General features: G+C 73.4%; 19 protein-coding genes. 11 read left to right on the top strand and 8 right to left on the bottom strand.

What is annotated here, in order from left to right; translation table 11 throughout:
* The first annotated feature begins 284 nt into the window (after positions 1–284).
* Positions 285–1,856: a bifunctional aminoglycoside phosphotransferase/ATP-binding protein gene (locus tag AC559T_RS00160; RefSeq protein WP_112105236.1), complete on the top strand. Its 1,572-nt coding sequence runs from the start codon at positions 285–287 to the stop codon at positions 1,854–1,856.
* A gap of 121 nt (positions 1,857–1,977) precedes the next feature.
* Positions 1,978–2,871 (top strand): universal stress protein, encoded by an 894-nt coding sequence (locus AC559T_RS00155; RefSeq protein WP_498867317.1) that lies wholly within the window; start codon positions 1,978–1,980, stop codon positions 2,869–2,871.
* A gap of 42 nt (positions 2,872–2,913) precedes the next feature.
* Here AC559T_RS00155 and AC559T_RS00150 read toward each other — a convergent pair whose 3' ends face one another.
* From AC559T_RS00150 to AC559T_RS00125, 6 genes are all read right to left on the bottom strand, one after another.
* The gene (locus AC559T_RS00150; RefSeq protein WP_498867316.1) at positions 2,914–3,177 is read right to left on the bottom strand and encodes a hypothetical protein; all 264 of its coding nucleotides are present in this window, start codon (positions 3,175–3,177) and stop codon (positions 2,914–2,916) included.
* Between the two features lie 107 nt (positions 3,178–3,284).
* Positions 3,285–5,720 carry a phosphoketolase family protein gene (locus tag AC559T_RS00145; protein WP_498867315.1) on the bottom strand — a complete coding sequence of 812 codons (2,436 nt, stop codon included), beginning with the start codon at positions 5,718–5,720 and terminating at the stop codon, positions 3,285–3,287.
* On the bottom strand, positions 5,717–6,073 hold the full coding sequence (locus tag AC559T_RS00140; RefSeq protein ID WP_498867314.1) for a helicase associated domain-containing protein: 357 nt from the start codon (positions 6,071–6,073) through the stop codon (positions 5,717–5,719). Before AC559T_RS00140 ends, AC559T_RS00145 begins: the two co-directional genes overlap by 4 nt.
* A 129-nt stretch (positions 6,074–6,202) precedes the next feature.
* The gene (locus AC559T_RS00135) at positions 6,203–7,249 is read right to left on the bottom strand and encodes an NAD-dependent epimerase/dehydratase family protein (protein WP_498867313.1); all 1,047 of its coding nucleotides are present in this window, start codon (positions 7,247–7,249) and stop codon (positions 6,203–6,205) included.
* A gap of 102 nt (positions 7,250–7,351) precedes the next feature.
* A complete protein-coding gene (locus tag AC559T_RS00130) occupies positions 7,352–8,467 on the bottom strand; it encodes a sensor histidine kinase (protein WP_071067072.1) in 1,116 nt (371 codons plus the stop codon).
* A gap of 3 nt (positions 8,468–8,470) precedes the next feature.
* Complete coding sequence (locus tag AC559T_RS00125; protein WP_112105232.1) at positions 8,471–9,202, bottom strand: response regulator transcription factor; 732 nt, start codon at positions 9,200–9,202, stop codon at positions 8,471–8,473.
* Positions 9,203–9,365: 163 nt separating this feature from the next.
* Here AC559T_RS00125 and AC559T_RS00120 point away from each other — a divergent pair, with 163 nt between their 5' ends.
* Genes AC559T_RS00120 through AC559T_RS00110 form a run of 3 tightly spaced genes read left to right on the top strand, consistent with a single transcriptional unit; the run spans position 9,366 to position 11,529 of the window.
* Positions 9,366–10,073, top strand: coding sequence for a glycosyltransferase family 2 protein (locus tag AC559T_RS00120; protein WP_071067070.1), 708 nt, complete (start codon positions 9,366–9,368; stop codon positions 10,071–10,073).
* A complete protein-coding gene (locus AC559T_RS00115; RefSeq protein WP_498867312.1) occupies positions 10,070–10,828 on the top strand; it encodes a TIGR04282 family arsenosugar biosynthesis glycosyltransferase in 759 nt (252 codons plus the stop codon). The genes AC559T_RS00120 and AC559T_RS00115 overlap by 4 nt, the downstream gene beginning before the upstream one ends.
* Entirely contained in the window at positions 10,825–11,529 is a 705-nt protein-coding gene (locus AC559T_RS00110; protein WP_498867311.1) for a class I SAM-dependent methyltransferase, read from the top strand. The genes AC559T_RS00115 and AC559T_RS00110 overlap by 4 nt, the downstream gene beginning before the upstream one ends.
* On the opposite strand, the gene AC559T_RS00105 is transcribed toward AC559T_RS00110, so the two are convergent.
* Together AC559T_RS00105 and AC559T_RS00100 are read right to left on the bottom strand one after the other, a co-directional pair.
* Positions 11,456–11,977, bottom strand: coding sequence for a hypothetical protein (locus AC559T_RS00105; protein WP_498867310.1), 522 nt, complete (start codon positions 11,975–11,977; stop codon positions 11,456–11,458). The genes AC559T_RS00110 and AC559T_RS00105 overlap by 74 nt on opposite strands.
* Positions 11,974–13,173: a molybdopterin-dependent oxidoreductase gene (locus AC559T_RS00100; protein ID WP_083391418.1), complete on the bottom strand. Its 1,200-nt coding sequence runs from the start codon at positions 13,171–13,173 to the stop codon at positions 11,974–11,976. Before AC559T_RS00100 ends, AC559T_RS00105 begins: the two co-directional genes overlap by 4 nt.
* A 112-nt stretch (positions 13,174–13,285) precedes the next feature.
* Here AC559T_RS00100 and AC559T_RS00095 point away from each other — a divergent pair, with 112 nt between their 5' ends.
* The 6 genes from AC559T_RS00095 to AC559T_RS00070 form a co-directional block, all read left to right on the top strand.
* On the top strand, positions 13,286–14,794 hold the full coding sequence (locus AC559T_RS00095; protein WP_498867309.1) for a glycosyltransferase 87 family protein: 1,509 nt from the start codon (positions 13,286–13,288) through the stop codon (positions 14,792–14,794).
* Between the two features lie 142 nt (positions 14,795–14,936).
* Complete coding sequence (nhaA, locus tag AC559T_RS00090; RefSeq protein ID WP_498867308.1) at positions 14,937–16,277, top strand: Na+/H+ antiporter NhaA; 1,341 nt, start codon at positions 14,937–14,939, stop codon at positions 16,275–16,277.
* 83 nt (positions 16,278–16,360) lie between these two features.
* Positions 16,361–17,398, top strand: a complete 1,038-nt coding sequence (locus tag AC559T_RS00085; RefSeq protein WP_498867307.1) for a LacI family DNA-binding transcriptional regulator — start codon at positions 16,361–16,363, stop codon at positions 17,396–17,398.
* Positions 17,399–17,581: 183 nt separating this feature from the next.
* Complete coding sequence (locus AC559T_RS00080; protein WP_071067067.1) at positions 17,582–18,352, top strand: SDR family NAD(P)-dependent oxidoreductase; 771 nt, start codon at positions 17,582–17,584, stop codon at positions 18,350–18,352.
* A 631-nt stretch (positions 18,353–18,983) separates the two neighbouring features.
* Positions 18,984–20,264 carry an HNH endonuclease signature motif containing protein gene (locus tag AC559T_RS00075; RefSeq protein WP_498867306.1) on the top strand — a complete coding sequence of 427 codons (1,281 nt, stop codon included), beginning with the start codon at positions 18,984–18,986 and terminating at the stop codon, positions 20,262–20,264.
* Positions 20,265–20,824: 560 nt separating this feature from the next.
* Positions 20,825–21,704: acyl-CoA dehydrogenase family protein (locus tag AC559T_RS00070; protein ID WP_498867305.1), on the top strand; the 880-nt coding region annotated here is incomplete at its 3' end.

Raw genomic sequence — 21,704 nt, 5'->3', positions numbered from 1 at the left:
CCGGGGAGTAGCCCGGGCGTGTGCGGGGGGTGGCCGCCGGCTGCCCCCCGCACAGGCGATGGGTGGGCGGGTTGCCCGAAGGTCCCGTCGTCACGGGGCTGGAGGTCCGCCGGCCCGGCGTCCCGATCGTCCCCTGACGGCCCGGCCCGAATAGGGGATCGTTTCCCGTGGAGGGAGTCGGACCACGACGGACGATCCCGGAGCCCGGACCACTCGGCCGGCACCGGTGAACCACACGTCGATGGTCGTGGCGATATCGTCCCGAACACGTCTGGAGACATCGGATGCTGGTTCAGAAGAATTCGGTGCCGGACAAAGCGGATCTCGCTTCCGATTTCTCTGGAGAGCTGGAGGTCGGGGCGACGGAGAAGCAGCCGGCCCCGGAACTCCATCTGGACAACCGGGAGACCGTGGAGACGCACACTGCGATCCTTTTCCTGACCGAGGACCGCGTCTACAAGCTGCGCAAGCCGGTCGACCTCGGCTTCGTGGATCTCCGCACCCGGCACGCGCGGCTCACGGCCTGCGAGGACGAGGTGCGTCTCAACCGGCGGCTGGCCCCGGACGTGTACCTCGGCGTCGCCGACATTCGGGACGAAGAGGGTCACCCGCGCGACCACATGGTCGTGATGCGCCGGATGCCCGCCGACCGCCGGCTGTCGGAGCTGGTGCGCGGCGGCGCCGACCTGACCGACGAACTGCGCGTGATCGCCCGCACGATGGCGGCGTTCCACGAGCGGTGCGAGACCTCGCCGGAGATCTCCCGGGCCGGTGGGCTCGCCAACCTGGAGGCGCTGTGGCTGGAGGCGATGGACGCCGTCGCGCCCTTCCGCGGCTCGATCCTGGACGCCGGCACCGTCGACGAGATCGGCCGGCTGGCCCTGCGGTACCTGGCCGGCCGGGCGCCCCTGCTGGCACAGCGGCAGCGCGCCGGGCGGATCCGCGACGGGCACGGTGACCTGCTCGCCGACGACATCTACTGCCTGGACGACGGCCCGCGGGTGCTGGACTGCATCAACTTCGACCGCCGGCTGCGGGTCGGTGACGTCCTCGCCGACGTCGCGTTCCTCGCGATGGACCTGGAGCGGCTCGGCGCCCCGGCGGCGGCCCGGACGTTCCTCGACGCCTACCGGGAGTTCTCCGGCGAGACCCATCCGGCGTCCCTGGAGCACCTCTACATCGCCTACCGGGCGTTCGTCCGGGTGCGCATCGCGTGCATCCGCGACCACCAGGGCGATCCGGAGGCCGCCGAGGAGGCGCGCCGGCTCGCCGACATCGCGCTGGCGCACCTCCGCCGGGGCCGGGTGCGGCTGGTGCTGGTCGGCGGGCTGCCCGGCACGGGCAAGTCGACGCTGGCGAGCGGCCTGGTCGACGGGCAGGACGAATGGGTGCTGCTGCGCTCGGACGTGGTGCGCAAGGAACTGGCCGGACTGGCCCCGGACATCGCGGTCGACGTCGCCCCCGGTGCGGGGATCTACGATGCCGAGGCGACCGAGCACAGCTACGCCGAGTTGATCGCGAGGGCGCGGCAGGCGCTGGAGCGCGGCCAGAGCGTCGTGCTCGACGCATCCTGGTCCTCCGGGCTGTTCCGGGAACTCGCCGCCGAAACCGCGAAGGCGACCGGCGCCGACCTGGCGCAGGTGCGCTGTGTGGCCCCGGCGCCGGTTGCCGTCGCCCGCATCGAGTCCCGGCGGTCCATGCGGGCTCGCGGGACCGGTGCGGACGCCTCGGACGCGACGGGCGTGATTCACGCGGCGATGGCCGATCGCGCCGACCTCTGGCCGGCCGCGTTCGAGATCGACACCACGGGGTCCGTCGAGGAGACGGTCGCCGCCGCCCGGCGGGTCGTCGACTGACACCCGGGCGGTGCCCGGCGTCGCCGTCCCCCGAAGGGGTTCACCGACCGACGCACCGGTGGACGCGGATCCCTGACAGATGCCCTCGCGTCGATGTCCCGCAGTGAAGGAGAGAAGTGGGATGGCCGGAATCGTGGTCGGAGTGGATGGGTCGGCCGACGCCGAGGAGGCGCTGCGGTGGGCGATGGCGCAGGCGCGCAGGCAGGACTCCCCGCTCACCGTCATGCTCGCCTGGGATCCGAAGCACTGCCCGCCCGCCGTGTCCTCGGTGACCGCGACGGCGGGCGCGGAGAAGGCGGGTGCCGGGACGGCGGGCGAACACGAGACCGAGGCCGCGGCCTACCACGTGCTGCAGACCGCGATCGGCCGCGCCGCCAAGCTCTCCCGGCCCACCGCGATGGTCGAGAAGGTGGAGCGACGGGATGCGGCCGAGGCGCTGCTCGACGCCTCCGCCGAGGCGGAGATGCTGGTCGTGGGGCTGCACGGGGCCAACCGGAAGCACCGCCTGCTCGCCGGTTCGGTCACCGACGTCTGCCTGCACAGGGCGAGGTCGACGGTGGTCGTCGTGCGGGCCGGTCACCTCCGGCCGACGGGTCCGGTGGTCGTCGGTGTGGACGGCTCCGCGGCCTCGGTCGCGGCGGTGCGGGTGGCGGCGGCGCAGGCCAGGTCGCGTGAGACCAGCCTGCGTGTCGTGCACTCCTGGTTCCCGGCGGCCCCGCTCTACCCGGGGGCGTACGCGGGGCTGGACGTCCCGACCCTGGAGAAGTCGGCGCAGGCGCTGCTGGACGACTGCGTCGCGCGGGCACAGGTGGAGAACACCGGCCTGCGTGTCGAGCGGGTGCTGGTCGAGGACGCGGCGGCGCCCGGCCTGCTCCGGGTGTCCACCGACGCGAGCCTGCTCGTCGTCGGCTCCCGCGGGCACGGCGGGTTCGCCGGGCTGCTCCTCGGCTCGGTCAGCCACCAGTGCGTCCACCACGCCGACTGCCCGGTCGCCGTCGTCCGGGCAGCCGGCTAACCGCGGGGTCAGCCGCACCGCGGCGTGGAAGTGCTCCTCACGTCACGCGGCGGTGCGGTCCGCTGCCGGCGGCCTGCCCGCGCCCGGGGCCTCGCCGTACTCCTCGAAGGGGACGCCGAGGTCGATGTCGGCGAGCAGCTCACCCCACGCCGCGAAATCCCCGACGGCCAGACCGTCACGGGTGACGCGAAGGACGCGAGCGCGCCGCCCACCGTCCATCGCAATGATCGTCTCCTCGACCCGGTAACCGTTGCTGGTGCTCCATCGCATGCAGTTCAGGGTGCCCCGCGCCGTCAGAGCGTTCACCGGCGCGGGGTCACCTGCTGGCATGACCTTCGGCGAGCTCCGGGAGACGTCCGCCCCGCCCGGTGGCGGCCCCGCAAGCCCGCGGCCCCGCAAGCCCGCGGCCCGGCTCAGGCATCGCGGCCCGGCCAGGTCCACTCCCGGATCTCGGGCAGGTCCTCGAAGTGCTCGGTGACGTGGGCCTCGTGGCGGGTCAGCTGGTCCTGGCAGTGGCTGACCAGGCGGTCGGTGCCGGGACGGGTGGTCCGGGCGAACTCCACGGCGAGCTGGGCCAGGTGGTACCGGCTCAGGCCGTTGCGGACGACCATGTCGAACGGCGTCGTGGTCGTGCCCTGCTCGGTGAACCCGCGGACGTGGAACCGCTGCGGGTTCGCCCGGCCGTGCAGCAACTGGTGGACGGCCCGGCTGTAGCCGTGGAAGCCGACGACGACGTCCGTCGAGTCGGTGAACAGCGCGCGGAACATCGGCGTCGAGAACCCGTGCGGGTGCAGGTCCGAGCGCAGCAGGGCCATCAGGTCGATGATGTTGACGACCCGGACGGCCAGGCTGGGCACGTACCGGCGGAGCAGGTCCGCGGCCGCGAGGATCTCCAGTGTCGGCACGTCGCCGATCCCGGCGAGGACCACGTCGGGCTCACGGTCGAGGTCGGTCTCGGTGCCGGCCCAGTCCCAGACCGACCCGCCGCGGGCGGCGTGCTCGGCGGCCTCGTCGGCGGTCAGGTACTGCAGGTGCGACTGTTTGTCGGCGACGAGCAGGTTGACGTGGTCGCGGCTGCGCAGGCAGTGGTCGGCGACCGAGAGCAGGCTGTTCGCGTCCGGCGGCAGCCAGATCCGGGCGACCCCGGGCGAGAGCGGCACGACCGTGTCGATGAGCCCCGGCCCCTGGTGGGAGAAGCCGTTGTGGTCGTTGCGCCAGCAGGTGCTGGTCAGCAGGACGTTCAGGCTCGGGACGGGGGCGCGCCACGCCAGCCGGCTCGCCTCCTGGAGCCACTTGGTGTGCTGGATCACCATCGACGCCGACACCATCGCGAACGCCTCGTAGGTGGCGAACAGGCCGTGCCGGCCGGTCAGGGTGTAGCCCTCCAGCCAGCCCTCGCACAGGTGCTCGGAGAGGACCTCCATCGCCCGGCCGGCCGGGCTGACCCGGTCGTCGCGCGGGTCGATCGGCGCGACCAGGCAGCGGTCGGTGACGTCCAGGATCGCGCCGAGGCGGTTGCTGGCCAGCTCGTCCGGGCTGAAGACCCGGAAGGTGGTCGGATTGTCCCGGTAGACGTCGGCGAGCATCTCGCCCAGCGGCCGGGTCGTCTCGTGGACGAGGCTGCCACGGCGGGCCGGGTCGACGTCGAGGGCGTGGGCCCGCCAGTCGCGCAGCCGCAGCGGCTCGGTGCGCACGCCGCCGTTGGCGTAGCTGGTGGCGCCGAGCCGGGCCGGGCCGTCCGGGGCGAGCGCCGCCAGCTCGGGGACCAGCCGGCCGTCGGCGTCGAACAGCCGCTCGGGCTGGTAGGAGCGCAGCCAGGCCTCGAGCTGGGCGAGATGCTCGGGATTGTCCCGCACCCCCGCCAGCGGCACCTGGTGCGCTCGGAACGTCCCCTCGACAAGGACGCCGTCCACCTCGTGCGGGCCGGTCCAGCCCTTCGGGGTCCGCAGCACGATCATCGGCCAGATCGGCGCCTCGGTGACGGTGGCACCTGGACGTCGGGCCGTCCGCTGGATGTCGCGGATGCGGCTGTGCGCTGTGGTGAGCGCGGCGCTGAACGCACGGTGCACCGCGCGGACGTCGTCCCCCTCCACCCACAGGACGTCGTACCCGTGGCCGGCGAACAGGTGGTTCAGCCGTTCCCGGGAGAGCCGGCCGAGCACCGTCGGGTTGGCGATCTTGTACTCGTTGAGGTTGAGGATCGGCAGCACCGCGCCGTCGCGGGACGGGTTGAGGAAGTCGACGCCCTTCCAGCTGCCCTCCAGCGGGCCGGTCTCGGCCTCGCCGTCGCCGACAACGGCGGCGACCAGCAGATCGGGGTGGTCGAACACGGCGCCGAACGCGTGGACGAGCGCGTAGCCGAGCTCGCCGCCCTCGTGGATCGACCCCGGCGTCGGGACGCTGACATGGCTCGGGATACCACCGGGGGTCGAGAACCTCCGCACGAGCTGGGTCAGCCCGGCGACGTCCCGCGACACGCTCGGGTAGATCTCCGAGTACGTGCCCTCCAGGTAGGTGTTGGCGACCAGCGCCGGCCCGCCGTGCCCGGGGCCGGCCACGTAGAGCACATCCTGGCCGGTCCGGCGGACCAGCCGGTTCAGGTGGGCGTAGACCAGGTTCAGGGCCGGGGACGTCCCCCAGTGGCCCAGCAGCCGCGGCTTGATGTCGTCGCGGCGCAGCGGCCGGCGCAGCAGCGGGTTGTCCATCAGGTAGATCTGCGCCGCGGTCAGGTAGTTCGCCGCGTTCCAGTAGGCGATCAGCCCGTCCAGCTGGGCCTCGTCGAGCCCGTGCTCCAGGCCGCCGTGTTCGTGATCGCCGTGTTCCTGGTCGTGGACGGCCGGAGCGGTCATACGCGGTCCTCTCCTGTGCGATGCCAGCGGTCCCGAACAGGCTCCCACCGCCAGCCGGGGATGCGCTCCAGCGCATCACGTCGCGTGCCGGAGAGATCACCCTCCAGGTGGGCGATGCGCTCGCCGGCGGCCCAGGCGGCCAGCGGGAAGCCGTCCGAGTCGAGGTAGCCGTCCGGGATGAGGGTGTCGCCCTGGGCGTGCGCGTAGGCCCGCAACGCGGCCAGCCCCTGGTCGAACCGGGAGTCCTCCGCCCGTTCCTGCGCCGCGGACAGCCGCCCGACGCCCCGCTCCAGCCGTCTGGACCGCCGCGCGTCGTCGGCGGCGGTCCTGTGATCACCGGTCACGACCCTCATCGCCTTCCCGCCTGATCCGCTGCCTGCGGATCGTCGGATTTCCACCCCGCAACTTTCTTCACCACGGGGTCGGGCGGGAAGCGCTCTTCGGCCCGGTGCCGGCGGGTAGAACGTCCTTCCCGGCGCTGGTCAGGTGCGCAGCGGTGCGTGGGCGAAGTCGACGACGCCCTTGTCGAAGTCGACGGCGGCCCGGAAACCGAGGACGTCACCGGCCCGGTCGGAGGAGGCGAACACGTGCCGGACGTCCCCCGCGCGGCTACGCCCGGTGATCACCGGCTCGGCCGCGCCGTGGGCCCGCGAGAGGGCATGCGCCAGGTCACCGATGGTGCGCGGCCGGCCGCTGCCGATGTTCAGCGCCGTCAGTCGGCCGGGCTCCGCCTCGCGCCGGTGCAGCGCCAGCGCGTTCGCGCGGGCGACGTCGGTGACATGGACGAAGTCGCGGAGCTGGCCGCCGTCCTCGAACACCGCCGGCGGCTCGCCCCGCTCCAGCGCGCTGCGGAAGATGGCGGCGACCCCGGCGTACGGGGTGTCCCGCGGCATCCGCGGGCCGTACACATTGTGGTAGCGCAGGGCGATGACGGTTCCGTGGCTGGCCGCCGCCCACGCGGAGGCCAGGTTCTCCTGGGCCAGCTTGGTGGCCGCGTAGACGCTGCGCGGGTCGAGCGGCGCGTCCTCGGTGACCGGCCGGGGCTCGAGTGGACGTCCGCACGCCGGGCAGGGCGGCTCGAACCGCCCCGCGGCCAGGTCGGCCTCCCGCCGGGGGGCGGGGCGCACCGGGCCGTCCGCCGCGCACCGGTAGGCGCCCTCACCGTAGACGACCATCGAGCTCGCCAGGACCAGCCGCGGGATCCCGGCGCGGACCATCCCGGCCAGCAGCACGGCGGTGCCGAGGTCGTTGTGCGACGCGTAGGCCGGCAGGTCGGCGAGGTCGACGCCCATCCCGACCATGGCCGCCTGGTGGCAGACGGCGTCCACCCCGTCGAGCGCGGCGCGGACCTGGCCCGCGTCGCGCACGTCGCCCTCCAGGAACTGGGCGCGGTCGTCGGTCTCGGGCCGGTGGCGGTGCGCGGCCGGCAGCAGCGCGTCCAGGACGCGCACCTCGTCGCCGGCGGCGAGCAGGACGTCGACGATGTGGGAGCCGATGAAACCGGCGCCGCCGGTGACGAGAACGCGCACGTCGCGGACGCTACCGCCGGTTTCCGATGCCGGATCTTACGAACCGCTGACGCCGCCGTGCCGCCCTACCCCCGCGCCGCCGCGCCCCGCGCCGGCGGCGGATCAGGACGCGACGGGCAGGCCGACGACGAACCGGCATCCCCCGGTGATGTTGTGGACGCTCACCTCGCCGCCGTGCGCCTCGACGACGGCCCGGACGATGGCGAGCCCGATCCCGGCGCCCGGTGGTGTCCGCGCGCGCTCGCCGCGGTATCCGGTGTCGAAGAGCCGACCGAGGTCTGCCGCCGGTATCCCGCCGCAGGCGTCGGAGACGGAGAGCTCGGCGCGCCCGTCCACCACCGTCGCGGCGACGGCGACGGTGCCGTCGCTCGGAGTGTGTCGGATCGCGTTGGCCACCAGGTTGGTCAGCACCCGGCCGACCTCGACGACGTCCACCTCGAAGCGGTCGGTCTCGTCGGCGCGCCCGGTGAGCCGGACGCCCTTGGCGCGGGCGATCGGGTCGGCCGTGGAGATCACATCGGAGACCACGTCGGCGACGCGGACGTTCTCCAGGCTCAGCTCGAGGGCGCCCGAGTGCAGCCTGGACAGCTCGAACAGCTCGTCGATGAGTGTCGTCAGCCGCTCGCTGTTCGCCACCATCGTCCGGTGGTAGGCGGCGACGGTCTCAGAGTCGTCGACCACACCGTCGACGAGGGCCTCGGCGACGGCCCGGATCCCCGCGATGGGCGTTCGCAGGTCGTGGCTCACCCAGGAGACCAGCTCCCGACGGCTCGCCTCCAGCGCCCGCTCACGTTCCGTGGCGGCGAGCAGGCGTGCGTGGGTGGCGTCGAGGGCTCGGGAGATCGCCGCCAGCTCGGCGCTGGGCGGTTCCGTCGCCAGCGGACGGTAGGTGGTGTCACCGAGCCGGCCGGCCGCCTCGGTGAGCGCGAAGGACGCCCGCGCGACCGGCAGCCCGAGCCAGAAAATCATCAGTGCGGTCACCGTGCCGGAGACGGCGACGACGAGGAGCACGACGTCGAGATCATGGTTGGAGAGGAACATCATCCGTGCCGTGACGGCGACCCCGGCGGCCATCCCGATCACGCCGACCGCGATCACCACGGCTCCCCAGACGCCCAGCGACGCCCGGCGGAACCGGTGCAGCACCGGGGCCGCGATCGCCGGGGCCGCGATCGAGCAGGCGAGCGCGATCGCGGCGATCTCCAGCTTCGCTCCCACGGCTCAGCCGCCCGCGGCCGGGTCGGCACCGACAGCCGGGCCGGCGACGGTGGCCAGGTCACAGCGGTAGCCCACGCCCCACACGGTGGTGAGCACGGCCGGCGAGGTCGGATCCGGCTCGATCTTCTCCCGGAGCCGGCGGACGTGGACGGTGACCGTAGAGGTGTCCCCGTACGTCCAGCCCCACACCCGTTCCAGCAGCACCGCCCGGGAGAACGCCTCACCGGGATGCCGCAGCAGGAACGCGAGCAGGTCGAACTCGCGGACCGTCAGCGACACCTCCCGGCCGTCCCGGGAGACGGTCCGCCCGGCGACGTCGACGACCAGGCCGCCACCGCGCAGCACCGGACGGCCCGCGGCACCCGGCGGCGGCTCGTGGGTGCGCCGCAGCACCGACTGGACCCGCAGCACGAGCTCCCGCGGTGAGAACGGCTTGGTCACGTAGTCGTCAGCGCCGGTCTCCAGGCCGGTGATCCGGTCCGACTCCGCGCCCAGGGCGGTGAGCATCACCACCGGCACGTGGCCGTGGGCCCGCAGCCGCCGGCAGACCTCCAGGCCGGGCAGGCCCGGCAGCATCAGATCGAGGACGACCAGGTCAGGCGGGCGCCGTTCGGCGGTGGCGAGCGCGGCCCAGCCGTCGGCCGCGGTGTCCACCTCGAAGCCGGCGTTGGACAGGTAGCGGCTGACGACGTCCGACACCGTGGTGTCGTCGTCGACGAGCAGGACACGGGCCACGGGCCCACGGTAGACGCGCGAGGCGGGCCGGCCGGCGGGCGCGGTCGGACGTTCGGGATTCGTAATCTTCGGTCCGCCGCGGCCGCGGCGGCCAGCGTCGCGAGCCCCGGCCGTCCTCGTTTCGTAAGAAGTGCGAGCACGTTCGGTGACTAGCGTGCGGCCCATGGTCGCTGACAGTGGTGCGCCGCCCGGCGCGGTCGACGTGATCCTCCCGTGCCTGGACGAGGCCGCCGCGCTGCCGTGGGTGCTGTCGCGCCTGCCGGCCGGGTACCGCGCGATCGTCGCCGACAACGGCTCCACGGACGGCTCGGCGCACCTGGCCCGGGAGCTCGGCGCCACCGTGGTCGAGGCCGCCGAGCGCGGCTACGGCGCGGCCGTCCACGCCGGCCTGCTCGCGGCGACCGCGCCGATCGTCTGCTGCTGCGACGCCGACGCGTCCCTCGACCCCACCGATCTGCCGCGCCTCGTCAGACTGCTGACCGCGGGCCCCGGCGGTGGCGCGGGCGGGGGGCCGGCCGACCTCGTCCTCGGTCGGCGCCGGCCCGTCACCGCCGGGGCCTGGCCCGCGCACGCGCGGGCCGGCAACGCCGTGGTCGTGGCCGCCGCGCGCCGGCGCTGCGCCGTGCGGATCCGCGACCTGGGGCCGATGCGGGTGGCCCGCCGGGCCGACCTGCTGGGCCTGAGGGTGACCGACCGCCGCTTCGGCTATCCACTGGAGCTTGTCGCCCGGGCGGCCGCGGCCGGGTGGAACATCGTCGAGACCGACGTCCGTTATCTGCCGCGGAGCGGGAAATCCAAGGTCACCGGCACCGCCACGGGCACCGTCCGCGCGGTCCGGGACATGTCGGCGATCCTGCGCCGGCTGCCGTGAGCGGCCAGCGGGCTCCGGCGGCCGACCGGCCGGTGCCTGACCGGCCCGCTCCCGGGAGGGCTGATCGAAGGCGGTCTGGTTCCGGCGGTGGGCCGCACCTGCTCGTCATCGCCAAGACACCCGTGCCCGGCCGGGTCAAGACCAGACTCACCCCGCCGTACAGCCCGGTGCAGGCCGCCCGGCTGGCGGCCGCGGCCCTCGCCGACACCCTCGACGCGGTCGCCGGCGCCTGCCGTTCGCTGGGCGCCCGGCCGATGGTCGTCCTCGACGGCGAGCCCGGCCCCTGGCTGCCGCCGGGGTTCACCGTCGTAGCCCAGGCCACCGGCTCCTTCGACACCCGGCTGGCGGCGGCCTTCGACGCCGTCCGCGGGCAGCCCGCCCTGCTGATCGGGATGGACACTCCGCAGATCGGCCAGGACGAGCTGGTCGCGGCCCTGCTGGAGCTGCGCGCCGGCGCGGACGCCGTCCTCGGGCGGGCCCTCGACGGCGGCTGGTGGGCGCTGGGACTGCGCGCCTCGGCCGGTGGCCTCGTGCGGGGAGTGGCGACGTCCACACCGGACACCGGCGCCTGCCAGCTCGCCCGGCTGCGCGCGGCGGGGTTGGGCGTGGTCGAGCTGCCCGTCCTACGGGACGTCGACACCGCCGCGGACGTGGCCCCGGTGGCGGCGCTTGCTCCCGGCGGGCGGTTCGCGGCCGCCGTCCACGAGCTGCGGCTGTGCCCCGGTGTCGCGGCGAGACCGGCGGGGGAGCGGTGACCACCCACTCGACCAGGGAACGTCCGCATGCTCGCGGGGTCTACGAGGCGGCCCTGCGCGCACCGGGCCACGGGCTGTGGGCCTCGCACCCCGGCGGGCGCCGCCCGCTGCCGCTGGACCTGTGGCTCGGCGGGCTCGCCCCGGGCGACGAGACGCTGGTCGACGGCTGCGCCGGCCCGACGCTCGACGTCGGCTGCGGCCCCGGGCGCATCACCGCGGCGCTCGCCCGCCGCGGCGTGCGGGCGCTCGGTATCGACATCGCCGCCGGTGCGGTCGCGCTGGCCCGCCGGGCGGGGGCGGCCGCGATGTGCCTGGACGTCTTCGGCCCCGTGCCGGGCAGCGGCCACTGGCGCGAGATCGTGCTGGCGGACGGCAACATCGGCATCGGCGGCGATCCCGCGCGGCTGCTGCTCCGGGCGGCGGAGCTGCTCGCCGCCGGCGGCAGGATCCTGGTCGAGGTCGACGGCCCCGGACGGCCGACGGAGTGCTACTGGACCACGTTGGAGACCGCCGCCCTCGCCAGCGCGCCGTTCCGCTGGGCCGCCGTGGGAGTGGACGGCATCGGCCCGCTGGCGGCCGAGGCCGGGCTCACCGTGACCGAGGTGCGGCAGCGGGCGAGTCGGTACGTCACATGCCTCGAGCCGGTCCAGTCCGTCGGGACCGCCGGGACCGCCGGGACCGCCGTCGCCGGAACACCATGATGACCGTGGCGGCGGCCCAGACCGCCCCGAGCACGATCAGCAGGTTCCGCCCGTAGGGCAGCGCGTCGACCGTCGCGTTGCCGGGGGTGCCGCCGTAGCCCCGCCAGAGCGGCAGGCTCGCCGCCGCCACCGAGCCCGAGACGATCAGCGCACCCTGGACCACCGCCCGGTACGGACCCGGGACGGCGCGGCTCAGCAGCAGCCCGACCAGCGCGACCGCAGGCACCAGCAGCACGTCGTGGGCCAGGACGCCGGCGATCAGCCACCGCAGGGAGTTGTGCGGATTGGTGGCCCGTGTCTCGCTCAGCAGTCCGTCGATCCCGTAGCCGAGTGCCGCGAGCCCGCCGAGCGCCGTCAGCGCCACCGCAAGCCGCGTGAGGCCGCCGCCTCGCCTCGGAGCGGCCCCGGCCCCGGCCTCGGCAGCGTCGTCGGCAGCGTGGCCGGTCACAGCATCACCACCCGGTGCACCCACTTTGTCTGCAGGACTCCCGGCCGGTTCGGCGCGATCAGCCGCGCCGGATAGCCGTGGTCGAGGTCGAGCGGCTCGCCGCCGAGCCGGGTCGCGAGCAGCGTCCTGGGATCACGCGCGTGCGGCGGGTCGACCTCGCTGGCCCGGTAGCCGCCACGGGTTTCCAGGGACTCGACCCGCACCGTCGCGCCGGCCGGTATCCCGGCCCGTTCCAACAGGTCGACGAGCCGTACCCCCGTCCACGTCGCGTCGGCCGCCCACCCCTCGACACAGGTGATCGGCAGATCCACCGTCGCCCGGCTCAGCGCGAAGAGCTCGGCCGCGGACAGGGTGAACGGCCGCGGGCCGCCGACCGTCAGTCGGTAGCCGGGGTCGCGGGCCAGGGCGAGCACGCCGGCCGCGACCGCCGTCCGGTTCACCGGCAGGTGCTGCGGCCCGAGATCGGGCCGGCGCGGCGCGAGCAGCACCGTGCCACCCAGGCCCGGGACGAACTGTCCCGCGGTCGTCGCCGTGATCACACCGGCCGCGGTGCCCACGGCGAGGCCGAACCCGCGCCGCGACAGCCCGTCGCCGGCCGGCTCGGGCTGGCTCACGCGGTCGGTGAGTCCCGCGCGCCCGGCCCGCCCGCGCCCCACGTTGGCCCGGACGACCACGATCTTCGTGGCGATGTGCACGACCAGCGCGCCGATCGTGATCCAGGCGACCCAGTAGTGCGTGACGGTGAAGAAGAAGCGGAACGGATACCACTGGGCGATGTTCGCGATGCCCGTCGCGAGCTGGAAGATCGCCCCGGCGATCAGCGGGATGATGGTGATCCGCTCCAGGGCGTGCGCGACGGTGCGCACCGGCGGCCACTCCCACAGCCGCGGGTAGACCGTCCACAGCTTCGCCAGCAGCAGCGGAACGGACGCGAGCCCGGTGGCGACGTGCACGCCCTGAGTGAGCCGGTAGAGCCACGCCGGCCGGGACGGCCACTGCAGCCAGCCCGGCGGATGCTGCATGAAGTGCGAGACCAGCCCGGTGGCGAACGCCGTGCCGAACGCGACCCCGAGCCAGATGCCGAGCAGCGAGGCCAGCCGCGGGTCGTGCAGGCGGCTGCTGAAGGCGCCGGGACGGAACGGCCCGCGGCGCAGCCGCTCCGGTGGCGCCGGCAGCTCGCGGTCGATGAGATCCACGCGCGCACCGTAGGCACGCCGGCCCGCCGTGGCCGCTGATCATCTCCTTACGATTCGAGGATGTCGCGCGCCGGTCGTCCCGGGCGGGTCTGAGCGTGGGCACGCTGGCCCCATGGCCGTCAGCCCCCACCGCACCCGAGACGACGCGATCCGTCTCGGCGGCCCAGCGCGGGACGAGGGGCCGGTGCCGGCTGCCGCCGACCCGCCGGGCGCCGGGCGCCGATGGCTGGCTGTGGCGGTCGTCCTGCTGGCCGGCGCGCTCGCCACCGAGTGTGCCGTGATCGCGCAGCCCGGGCCCCTGCCCGGCGGGCCGGCCGTCCTCTACCTGGCTCTCGGCTGGTGGGTGCTGGCTCTGGCCGCGGTGGCCGCCCTCGTCCGGGCCGCGCCCCGACGCGGTGTCACCGCCGTGCTGCTGGTCGGCGCGGTGGCCGTGCACCTCCTCGCCCTCACCTCCGGACCGCGGATGAGTGACGACCTCTACCGCTACGCCTGGGACGGCAAGGTCTCCGCCGCGGGCATCGACCCGTACCACTACGCGACCAACTCCGCGGAGCTGGCCGGGCTCCGCGACAGCTGGCTGTGGCCCGACCCGGTGGGCTGTGCCGCCCTCGGCCGCGGCTCCGGCTGCACGCGGATCAACTACCCGACCGCGCACACGATCTACCCGCCGGTGGCCCAGGCGTACTTCGTGGCCGTCCACCACCTGCCCGGGCCGCCGCGGGAGAACAAGATCCAGCTCTATGTCGCGGTGCTGTCGCTGCTGCTGACCGGCCTGCTGATCCGGGTGCTGCCGCGGTTCGGCCACCATCCCGGCCTGGCCGCGGCCTACGCCTGGGGGCCCTCGGCCGGGATCGACATCGGCATGGACGGCCATGTCGACGTCCTGGCCGTGATCTTCGCTGTCGCGGCGCTGGCGCTGCTCGCGCGGCCCGGTGCGCGTCCACGCCCGCGCCCGCGCCCGACCACCCGGACGGCGGCGGCGGCCGGCGCGCTGCTCGGCGCCGCGGTGGCGGTGAAGCTCTACCCGGCGCTGCTGCTGCCCGCCGCCGCCCGGCGGCGCCCCGTGGCCGTCCTCGGCGCGGCGGCCGCGGTCGTCGGCCTGTCCTATCTGCCGCACGTGGCGGCCGTGGGAACGGACGTGGTCGGCTTCCTGCCGAAGTACCTGTCGGTCGAGGGCTACGCGCAGGGACACCGCTTCCTCCTGCTGGGCCTGCTGGGTCTGACCGGGACGGCGGCGAAGGTGGCCGCGGGCGCCGTGCTCGCCGGCGTCGTCCTCGCGGTGTGGCGCTCGGAGCCCGCCCGCCTGCCGGTGGAGCGTGGCGCGCTGTGGCTGGTGGGGGCGGCCTTCCTCGTCGCGACTCCGGCCCAGCCCTGGTACGGGGTGCTGCTGGTCGCGCTCGCCGTCCTCGCCGGCCGGCTCGAATGGGCGGCGGTCGCCGTCGGCCCGTATGTGTTGTACATGGCGCTGTTCCGGGACCTGGCCGTCGAGGACGTCTACGCCCGGCCCGGCGGCTACGTCCTGGGCGCCGCCGCGGTCGCGCTGACCGCCGCGGTCCGCCGGATCCGGGCTCGATCCAGCGGCGCGCCCGGTTGGCCGGCAGCGTCGCGGTGCGCTCGGTAGGATCGGTCCCGGTGTGCCGGGAAGTCTGGTCGGCGAGGTGGCGCGTCGCGCCCTCACAGCCAGGGACGACCGGTTCAGGATGGTCACCCTTCGTGAGGTCGGGGCGGCGCCGCGCGACCGCGCCGACCGAGGAGACCAGCCGATGCCGAGCGTTCCCCCAGCCCCCGCGCCCGGCCCTGCCTCGGGCTCCGGCTCGTCGGTGTCCCGGCCGCGGCTGCTGGCCCGGCCGACCTGGCCGCAGGCACGGTACGTCGCCGGGATCCTGCGCAGTGAGACGGTCGGCGGCCTGCTGTTGCTCGCGGGCGCCGTGGTGGCGCTGGTCTGGGCGAACTCACCGTGGCGGGACGCCTATGCCACCGTCGTCCACACCGGCGTGGGCCCCGCGTCCCTGCACCTGCATCTGGACCTGGAGCACTGGGCCGCCGACGGGCTGCTCGCGATCTTCTTCTTCGTGGTGGGCCTCGAGCTCAAACGCGAGTTCGTCCTCGGCGATCTGAGATCATCGAGTCGCGCGGCGCTGCCCATCGTGGCCGCCCTTGGCGGGATGCTCGTGCCCGCGCTCATCTACACGCTGGTCAACGGCCTGGCCGTGGACGGCTCCCCCGAGGGCTGGGCGGTGCCGACGGCCACCGACATCGCCTTCGCGGTCGCGGTGCTGGCGATCATCACGACGCATCTGCCGGCGGCGCTGCGGTCGTTCCTGCTGACGCTGGCGGTGGTCGACGACCTGCTCGCGATCGTGATCATCGCCGTGTTCTTCACCGACCGGCTCAGCCCCGCGCCGCTGGCGGGCTCCCTCGCGGTCATCGCGGTGTTCGCGCTGCTGGTGAACCGCGGCGTCACCCGCTGGTGGCTGCTCATCCCGCTCGCGCTCGTCGCCTGGGCCCTCATGCACACCTCGGGGGTGCACGCGACCATCGCCGGGGTACTGCTGGGGTTCGCCGTGCCGGCCCGCCCTCGCTCCGGCGAGCACGCCGGGATGTCCGAGCGGTTCGAACACGCCTGGCGTCCCGTCTCGGCGGGCGTCGCGGTTCCGGTGTTCGCGTTGATGGCCGCCGGGGTCTCGCTCGCGGGCGGCGGCGTCGGCGCCGCGCTGGCCGATCCGGCCGGCCTGGGTGTGGTGATGGGTCTGCTGCTGGGCAAGCCAATCGGGGTGATGGGTGCCACCGTCCTGCTCGCCCGGTTCACCCGGGCCGAGCTGGACCCCGACCTGTCCTGGTGGGATGTCGCCGGCGTCGCCGTGCTCGCCGGAGTCGGGTTCACTGTCTCCCTGCTCATCGGCGAGCTGGCCTTCGGCGCCGACACAGCGGAGAACGATCACGTCAAGGCCGCCATCCTGATCGGCTCGCTGGCCTCGGCACTGCTCGCCTCGATCGTGCTGCGGGCGCGTAACCGGGTGTACCGCCGGCTGGCGGAGCGGGAGGCCGTCGACCGCGACGCCGACGGCATCCCCGACGTCTTCCAGGAACCGACCGTCGGCTGAGGCCATCGAGATGGCCAACGCCAACCGTGGGGAGATCCGGACGACAATCGGGGGAAGGGCCAGGGACGACCGGAGGGGGCGCGATGGCCGGGACGGACGTTCCGAGCGTGAAGGACGTCGCGGCGCACGCCGGGGTGTCGCTGGGCACGGTGTCGAACGTGCTCAACCGGCCGGAGCTGGTCGCCCGGCCCACCCGGGAACGGGTGCTCGCCTCGATCGCCACCCTCGGCTTCGTCCGCAACGAGTCCGCGCGGCAACTGCGGGCCGGCGGCAGCCGGCTGCTCGCCTACGTGGTGCCCGACACCGCCAATCCCGTCTTCGCCGACGTCGGCGCCGGTGTCCAGGAGGTCGCGGATCGCGCCGAGCTGGCGGTGTTCCTGTGTAACAGCGGCGAGGAGTCCCGCCGGCAGGCGACCTACCTGAGCCTGCTCGAACAGCAGCGCGTCGAGGGAGTCCTTCTCACTCCGGTGGGCGAGGTCGACGAGCCCCTGGTGTCGCTGGCGCGGCGGGGGACACCGGTCGTGCTCGTCGACCGCGCCGGCGGGCCGGGGATCTGTTCGGTGACGGTCGACGACGTGGCCGGCGGTGAGCTCGCCGTGTCCCATCTGCTCGACAGCGGCCACACCCGGATCGCCTTCGTCGGAGGCCCGGGTCAGTGGCGGGTCGCCGACCGGCTCGCCGGCGCCCGCCGCGGCCTGCTGCACGCCGGTGCCGACCCGGACAGCCTGCTGCGGGTCGACACCCGCGGCGCCGACGTCGCCGCCGGCCGCCGGGCCGGGGAACGACTGGCCGTTCTGTCCGGCAGCGGACGTCCCACGGCCGTGCTCTGCGCCAACGACATGGTCGCCCTCGGCCTGTTGCAGCAGGTGACGCGGCTCGGCCTGCGCGTCCCCGACGATCTCGCCGTGGCCGGCTACGAGGACATCGAGCTCGCCGCCGTGGCGGCGGTTCCGCTGACCTCCGTGGCGCGGCCGCGCCAGCTGCTGGGACGTACCGCCGCCGAGCTGCTGCTGGCGGAGACGCGCGACCGCGCGGGACATGAGCACAGCCAGGTCGTGCTGGCACCCGAGCTGGTGGTCCGGGCGTCCACCGGGCGCCGGCCGGCGGACGTCGTCGCCTGAACACCGCCAAAGGGCCCGAGCGCCGGCGGGTGGCGTGCGGCGGCCGGGAGCAGTGGCATCGGCGTGCCACCGGCGTGCGCGGCGGCACGGTCCGCGCTGGCTCGCCGTCGACCTCGTCCACGGGGGTGACCCGCTCCATGCGAGCGGCCGATCGGCGAGACTCGCACGGTGGCAGACGACACGATGAAGACACCTGACCAGCTCTTCGACCTCACCGGACGGGTCGCCGTCGTGACCGGCGGCAGTCGGGGGATCGGCCGCGCGGTGGCCGGGGGGCTCGCCGCGGCCGGCGCCGACGTCGTCGTCGCCAGCCGCAAGATCGAGGCCTGCCAGGCCGCGGCCGCCGAGATCGAGGCCGAGACCGGTCGGCGGGCGCTTCCCGTCGCCTGCCACGTCGGCCGGTGGGACGACTGCGACCGCCTCGCCGACGCGGTCTACGACAGGTTCGGCCGCTGCGACGTCCTGGTGAACAACGCAGGGATGTCCCCCGTCTACGACACCCTCACCTCGGTGACCCAGGAGCTCTACGACAAGGTCCACGCGGTGAACGCGGGCGGCCCGTTCCGGCTGAGCGCCCTCGTGGGATCGAGGATGGCGGCCGGCGACGGCGGGTCGATCATCAACGTGACGACGGCGGGTTCGTTGCGCCCCAACGCGAGCGATCTCCCCTACGCCATGGCGAAGGCGGCCCTCAACGCCCTGACTCTCGGGCTGGCCGGCGCGTGGTCGCCCAAGGTACGCGCGAACCTGGTGCTTCCCGGCGCGTTCGACACCGACATAACCAAGGCCTGGGGCCCGGACGCGAAGCGCCTGGCCGGCGAGATGAATCCGATGAAGCGGATTGGGGCACCCGGAGACATGGTCGGCGTCTGCGTCTTCCTGGCGAGCGCTGCGGCCAGCTATGTGAACGGCGCGCAGATCCTCGTCGACGGCGGCCTCTTCCGGACTCTCTGACCGTGCGTTCCGGCCCGGCACCCGTCGGGCCGGAACGCTGGAGCGGTAGCAGGGCGTCCTCTACCGCGTGGGTCTTCACGGCGATCACGGTGGACGGAAAACCGAACTCGTCGGCGGCGCATCATATCGAGCGTGGCATCGCCCGCGCACCCGACGATGTACGCAAGGATTTCCGACGGCTGCCTGCCGGTGAGTCAGCAGACTCCTAGCGCCTTCGGGAATCGATCACTATTTTAAAATTAATGTTCAGTGTCTCGCTCTAGGGAGCCCTGAGACATCTCGAAGGTATCACGAGTGGCGTCGTAGTCAAGGCTCGAGGAAATCTGTCGATACCATTTTTGCGACCACGCGAGATTGCCTGATGGATATGCAGGATTGCGTGAACTTGGCGTGGTCTCTCTCTCGAGTCACTTGTTCTCCCCGTCCGCCAGTCATAGCATCGAACACACGTTCGATCCCAACGGTTTGATGGATAGGCGGTGACACCGTGACCTCTGTTCCCGGCTCGAGGTGTGGTGCGTCGCCGCGTGGGCGACGCACCGTCGCTCACGCGCCCGGTACCAGGACCGGTTCTGCTGCCACATCCGCCGGGTCAGCCCGCCGGCCCGTACCCGGAGATGAGGCTGCCACCGTGACCGGAAGGCCGACGGCGCACTCGGCCGGCCCAGAAGAAGACGCGGGGGAGACGGGCGGCGGCCTCCTTGCCCGCGAGGCGCTCGACATGAAGGCAGGCGATCTGCTCAGGGAGATCTCTCGTGTCGTGCGCGTGATCGCGGCTGGCCACGCGGGTCTGTTGACCCTGCTGGCTCAGTTCGCAGCCCTCCGGCTCCCGCCGGGCGCCGGGCAGTCGCTGATGTCCGACGAGTTCGTACCAGAAGAGGTAGCCGCCGCGATGGCGGTCTCGCCCCAGTCGGCCACGGCCCAGATGGCGTTCGCCTGCACGGTCACCCGGCGTCTCCCGGACGCGGTCGACGCACTCAGGGCGGGAGTTCTGGATCTCCAACGGCTGCACGCACTGGAGAAGGCGGTGCACCCGCTTGACGATCGCGCCGCGGGCGAGGTCGAGGCGTGTGTGCTCGCCGGAGGAGCGCGACCGAACCGGCGTGCCTTCACCGATGCCTGCCGGCGCGCCGTGGCCAAGGTCGACCCGCAGGGGGCGGCGGACCGGGCGGAGACCCGGCGCAAGGACCGGCGGGTGTGGGTCTCGCCCGACGAGGACGGGACAAGCTCGCTCGGCGCCGTCCTTCCCGCGGAGGACGCCGAGGCCTGCTACCGGCGGATCGATCAGGCTGCCCGCTCCATCAGTGACAACAGGTCCGTGGGGGATGACCGGACCCGCGACCAGATTCGTGCCGACGTGCTGGTCGACCTGCTCACGGGCCGAGGCAGCCACGCCGCGCCGATGCCGTGCGAGATTCAGGTCGTCGTACCTGTGACGACCCTGATCGGCCTGTCCGACGACCCCGGAGAGATTCCGGGGTACGGCCCGATCCCCGCTCGAATCGCCAGAGAGATGGCCGACCGGCCCGGCTCGACCTGGCGGCGGATTCTGACCGATTCACAAGGGCGTCTGGTCGAGGTCGCCGACCGGCGTCTCCCTAACACCGCGCAGGTCCGCCATGTTCGCGCCCGCAACCGAACCTGCGTTTTCACGGGCTGCACCCGACCCTCACAGCGCACCGACACCGATCACACCATACCTTTCTCCGAGGACGGGCGGACCCTCACCAGGAACCTCGGCCCGTTGTGCCGCCGACACCACCGGATGAAACATCGCGGCCATTGGAAAGTCACCCAACCAGAGGAAGGGATCTTCGTGTGGGTCAGCCCTCTCGGGCGAACCAGCATCACCAACCCCCACACATATCTCGAAGTCGATACGCGCGTAGGAAGAGAAAATGGGGTGCATTAATTTTGAGGTACGGGTTATCGGATACGACGTGTCGACGGACCGTGCGGAGCATCGCGCGGGCCTCCGTGTCCGGTGGACCGCTTCGCGGGCTTCCTCCTTGAGCTGGGAGATCGTCTCCAGGTCGTCGATGCGGCACGGCGCGAGCAGACGCACCTGCTCGCCGCCGATCGTCACGCTTTGCTCCCGTCCCAGTCCAGCCATCAAGATCTCTCCAGGAAGGCTGGCGCACGCCTGGGACCTGGGCAGGGTTGCCGTCCCGGCGCAGGGGAGGGTAAGAGCTCGTGACGGCGGTGACGGGAGGCGTGGTGTAGTGATAGCTTCCTCTCACCGAAAAGAATCTTCTTCTCATCCAGTGAGAATCGAATGGGGTGGGCGGCCAGGAGTCGGGTGGTGTGTAGGAGCCCTGCCGGCCGCCGATGACTGGTGCGTCGTACGCTCCGCCGTCCGCGCCGGGTCCTCCGCCGCCGGGTCAGGGAGGACCGCGATGCCGATACCTGCCGAGTTCGCAGACCGACAGCCCGTAACGGTAGCTGCCGTGTTCCGCGCCGAGGTCGCGTGAGATGGACGTCGCGGACTTCCGGTCGGATCTCCAGGCGTGGCTTGCCGAGAACGACCTGACCCCAGGACCTGACCACTCCCTTGACGGGCAGGTGGCTCAGCTCGCGCGGGTGCGTCGCGCCCTGTACGACGCGGGCTGGATGCGTCACGGCTGGCCCGCCGAGGTGGGTGGCCTCGGTGGCCCGGCGGTCCTGCGCGCCGTACTTGGCGAGGAGGTGGCCAGCCGTGGTCTGGCCGAACCGGGCATCTACTCGATGGTCGAGGTACTTGTCCCGACCATGATCTCCTATGCGTCGCCGGCGCTGGCGGCCGAGATGGTGCCGCTGCTGCTGTCCGGTACCGAGAGCTGGTGCCAGGGGTTCTCCGAGCCGGGGTCGGGCAGTGACCTGGCGTCGCTGTCCACCCGGGCGGAGCCCCGCGGTGACGACTGGGTGGTCAACGGGCAGAAGGTCTGGACGAGCCTGGCCCAGTACTCCCAGCGCTGCGTGCTGCTCACCCGCACCGCGCCGGGCCACAGCGGGATCACGGCGTTCTTCGTCGACATGGACACCCCTGGCATCACCGTCCGCCCGCTGGAAATGATGCACGGTGTCGAGGAGTTCGCCGAGGTCTTCTTCGACGACGTGGTCGTCCCCGGCGACCGCATGCTCGGCAAGCCCGGCGACGGCTGGCAGATGGCGATGGACCTGCTCCCGCACGAGCGCTCCACCTGCTTCTGGCACAGGGTCGCCCACCTGTTCACCCGGCTCGACCGGCTGGTGACCGAGACGACCGTGCCGGGTGATCAGGCGGACGCGGATCTGGGTGCGGCCTACCTGGCGCTGCACACCATCCGCTGCCGCTCGCATGCCACCCAGCGCGATCTCGGCGAGGGTGCCCACC

It is taken from the genome of Frankia sp. Hr75.2, assembly GCF_949319125.1.
Classification (GTDB): domain Bacteria; phylum Actinomycetota; class Actinomycetes; order Frankiales; family Frankiaceae; genus Parafrankia; species Parafrankia soli.
The sequence above is the reverse complement of the archived record's forward strand: the minus strand, read 5'-3'. Positions and strand labels throughout refer to the sequence as shown.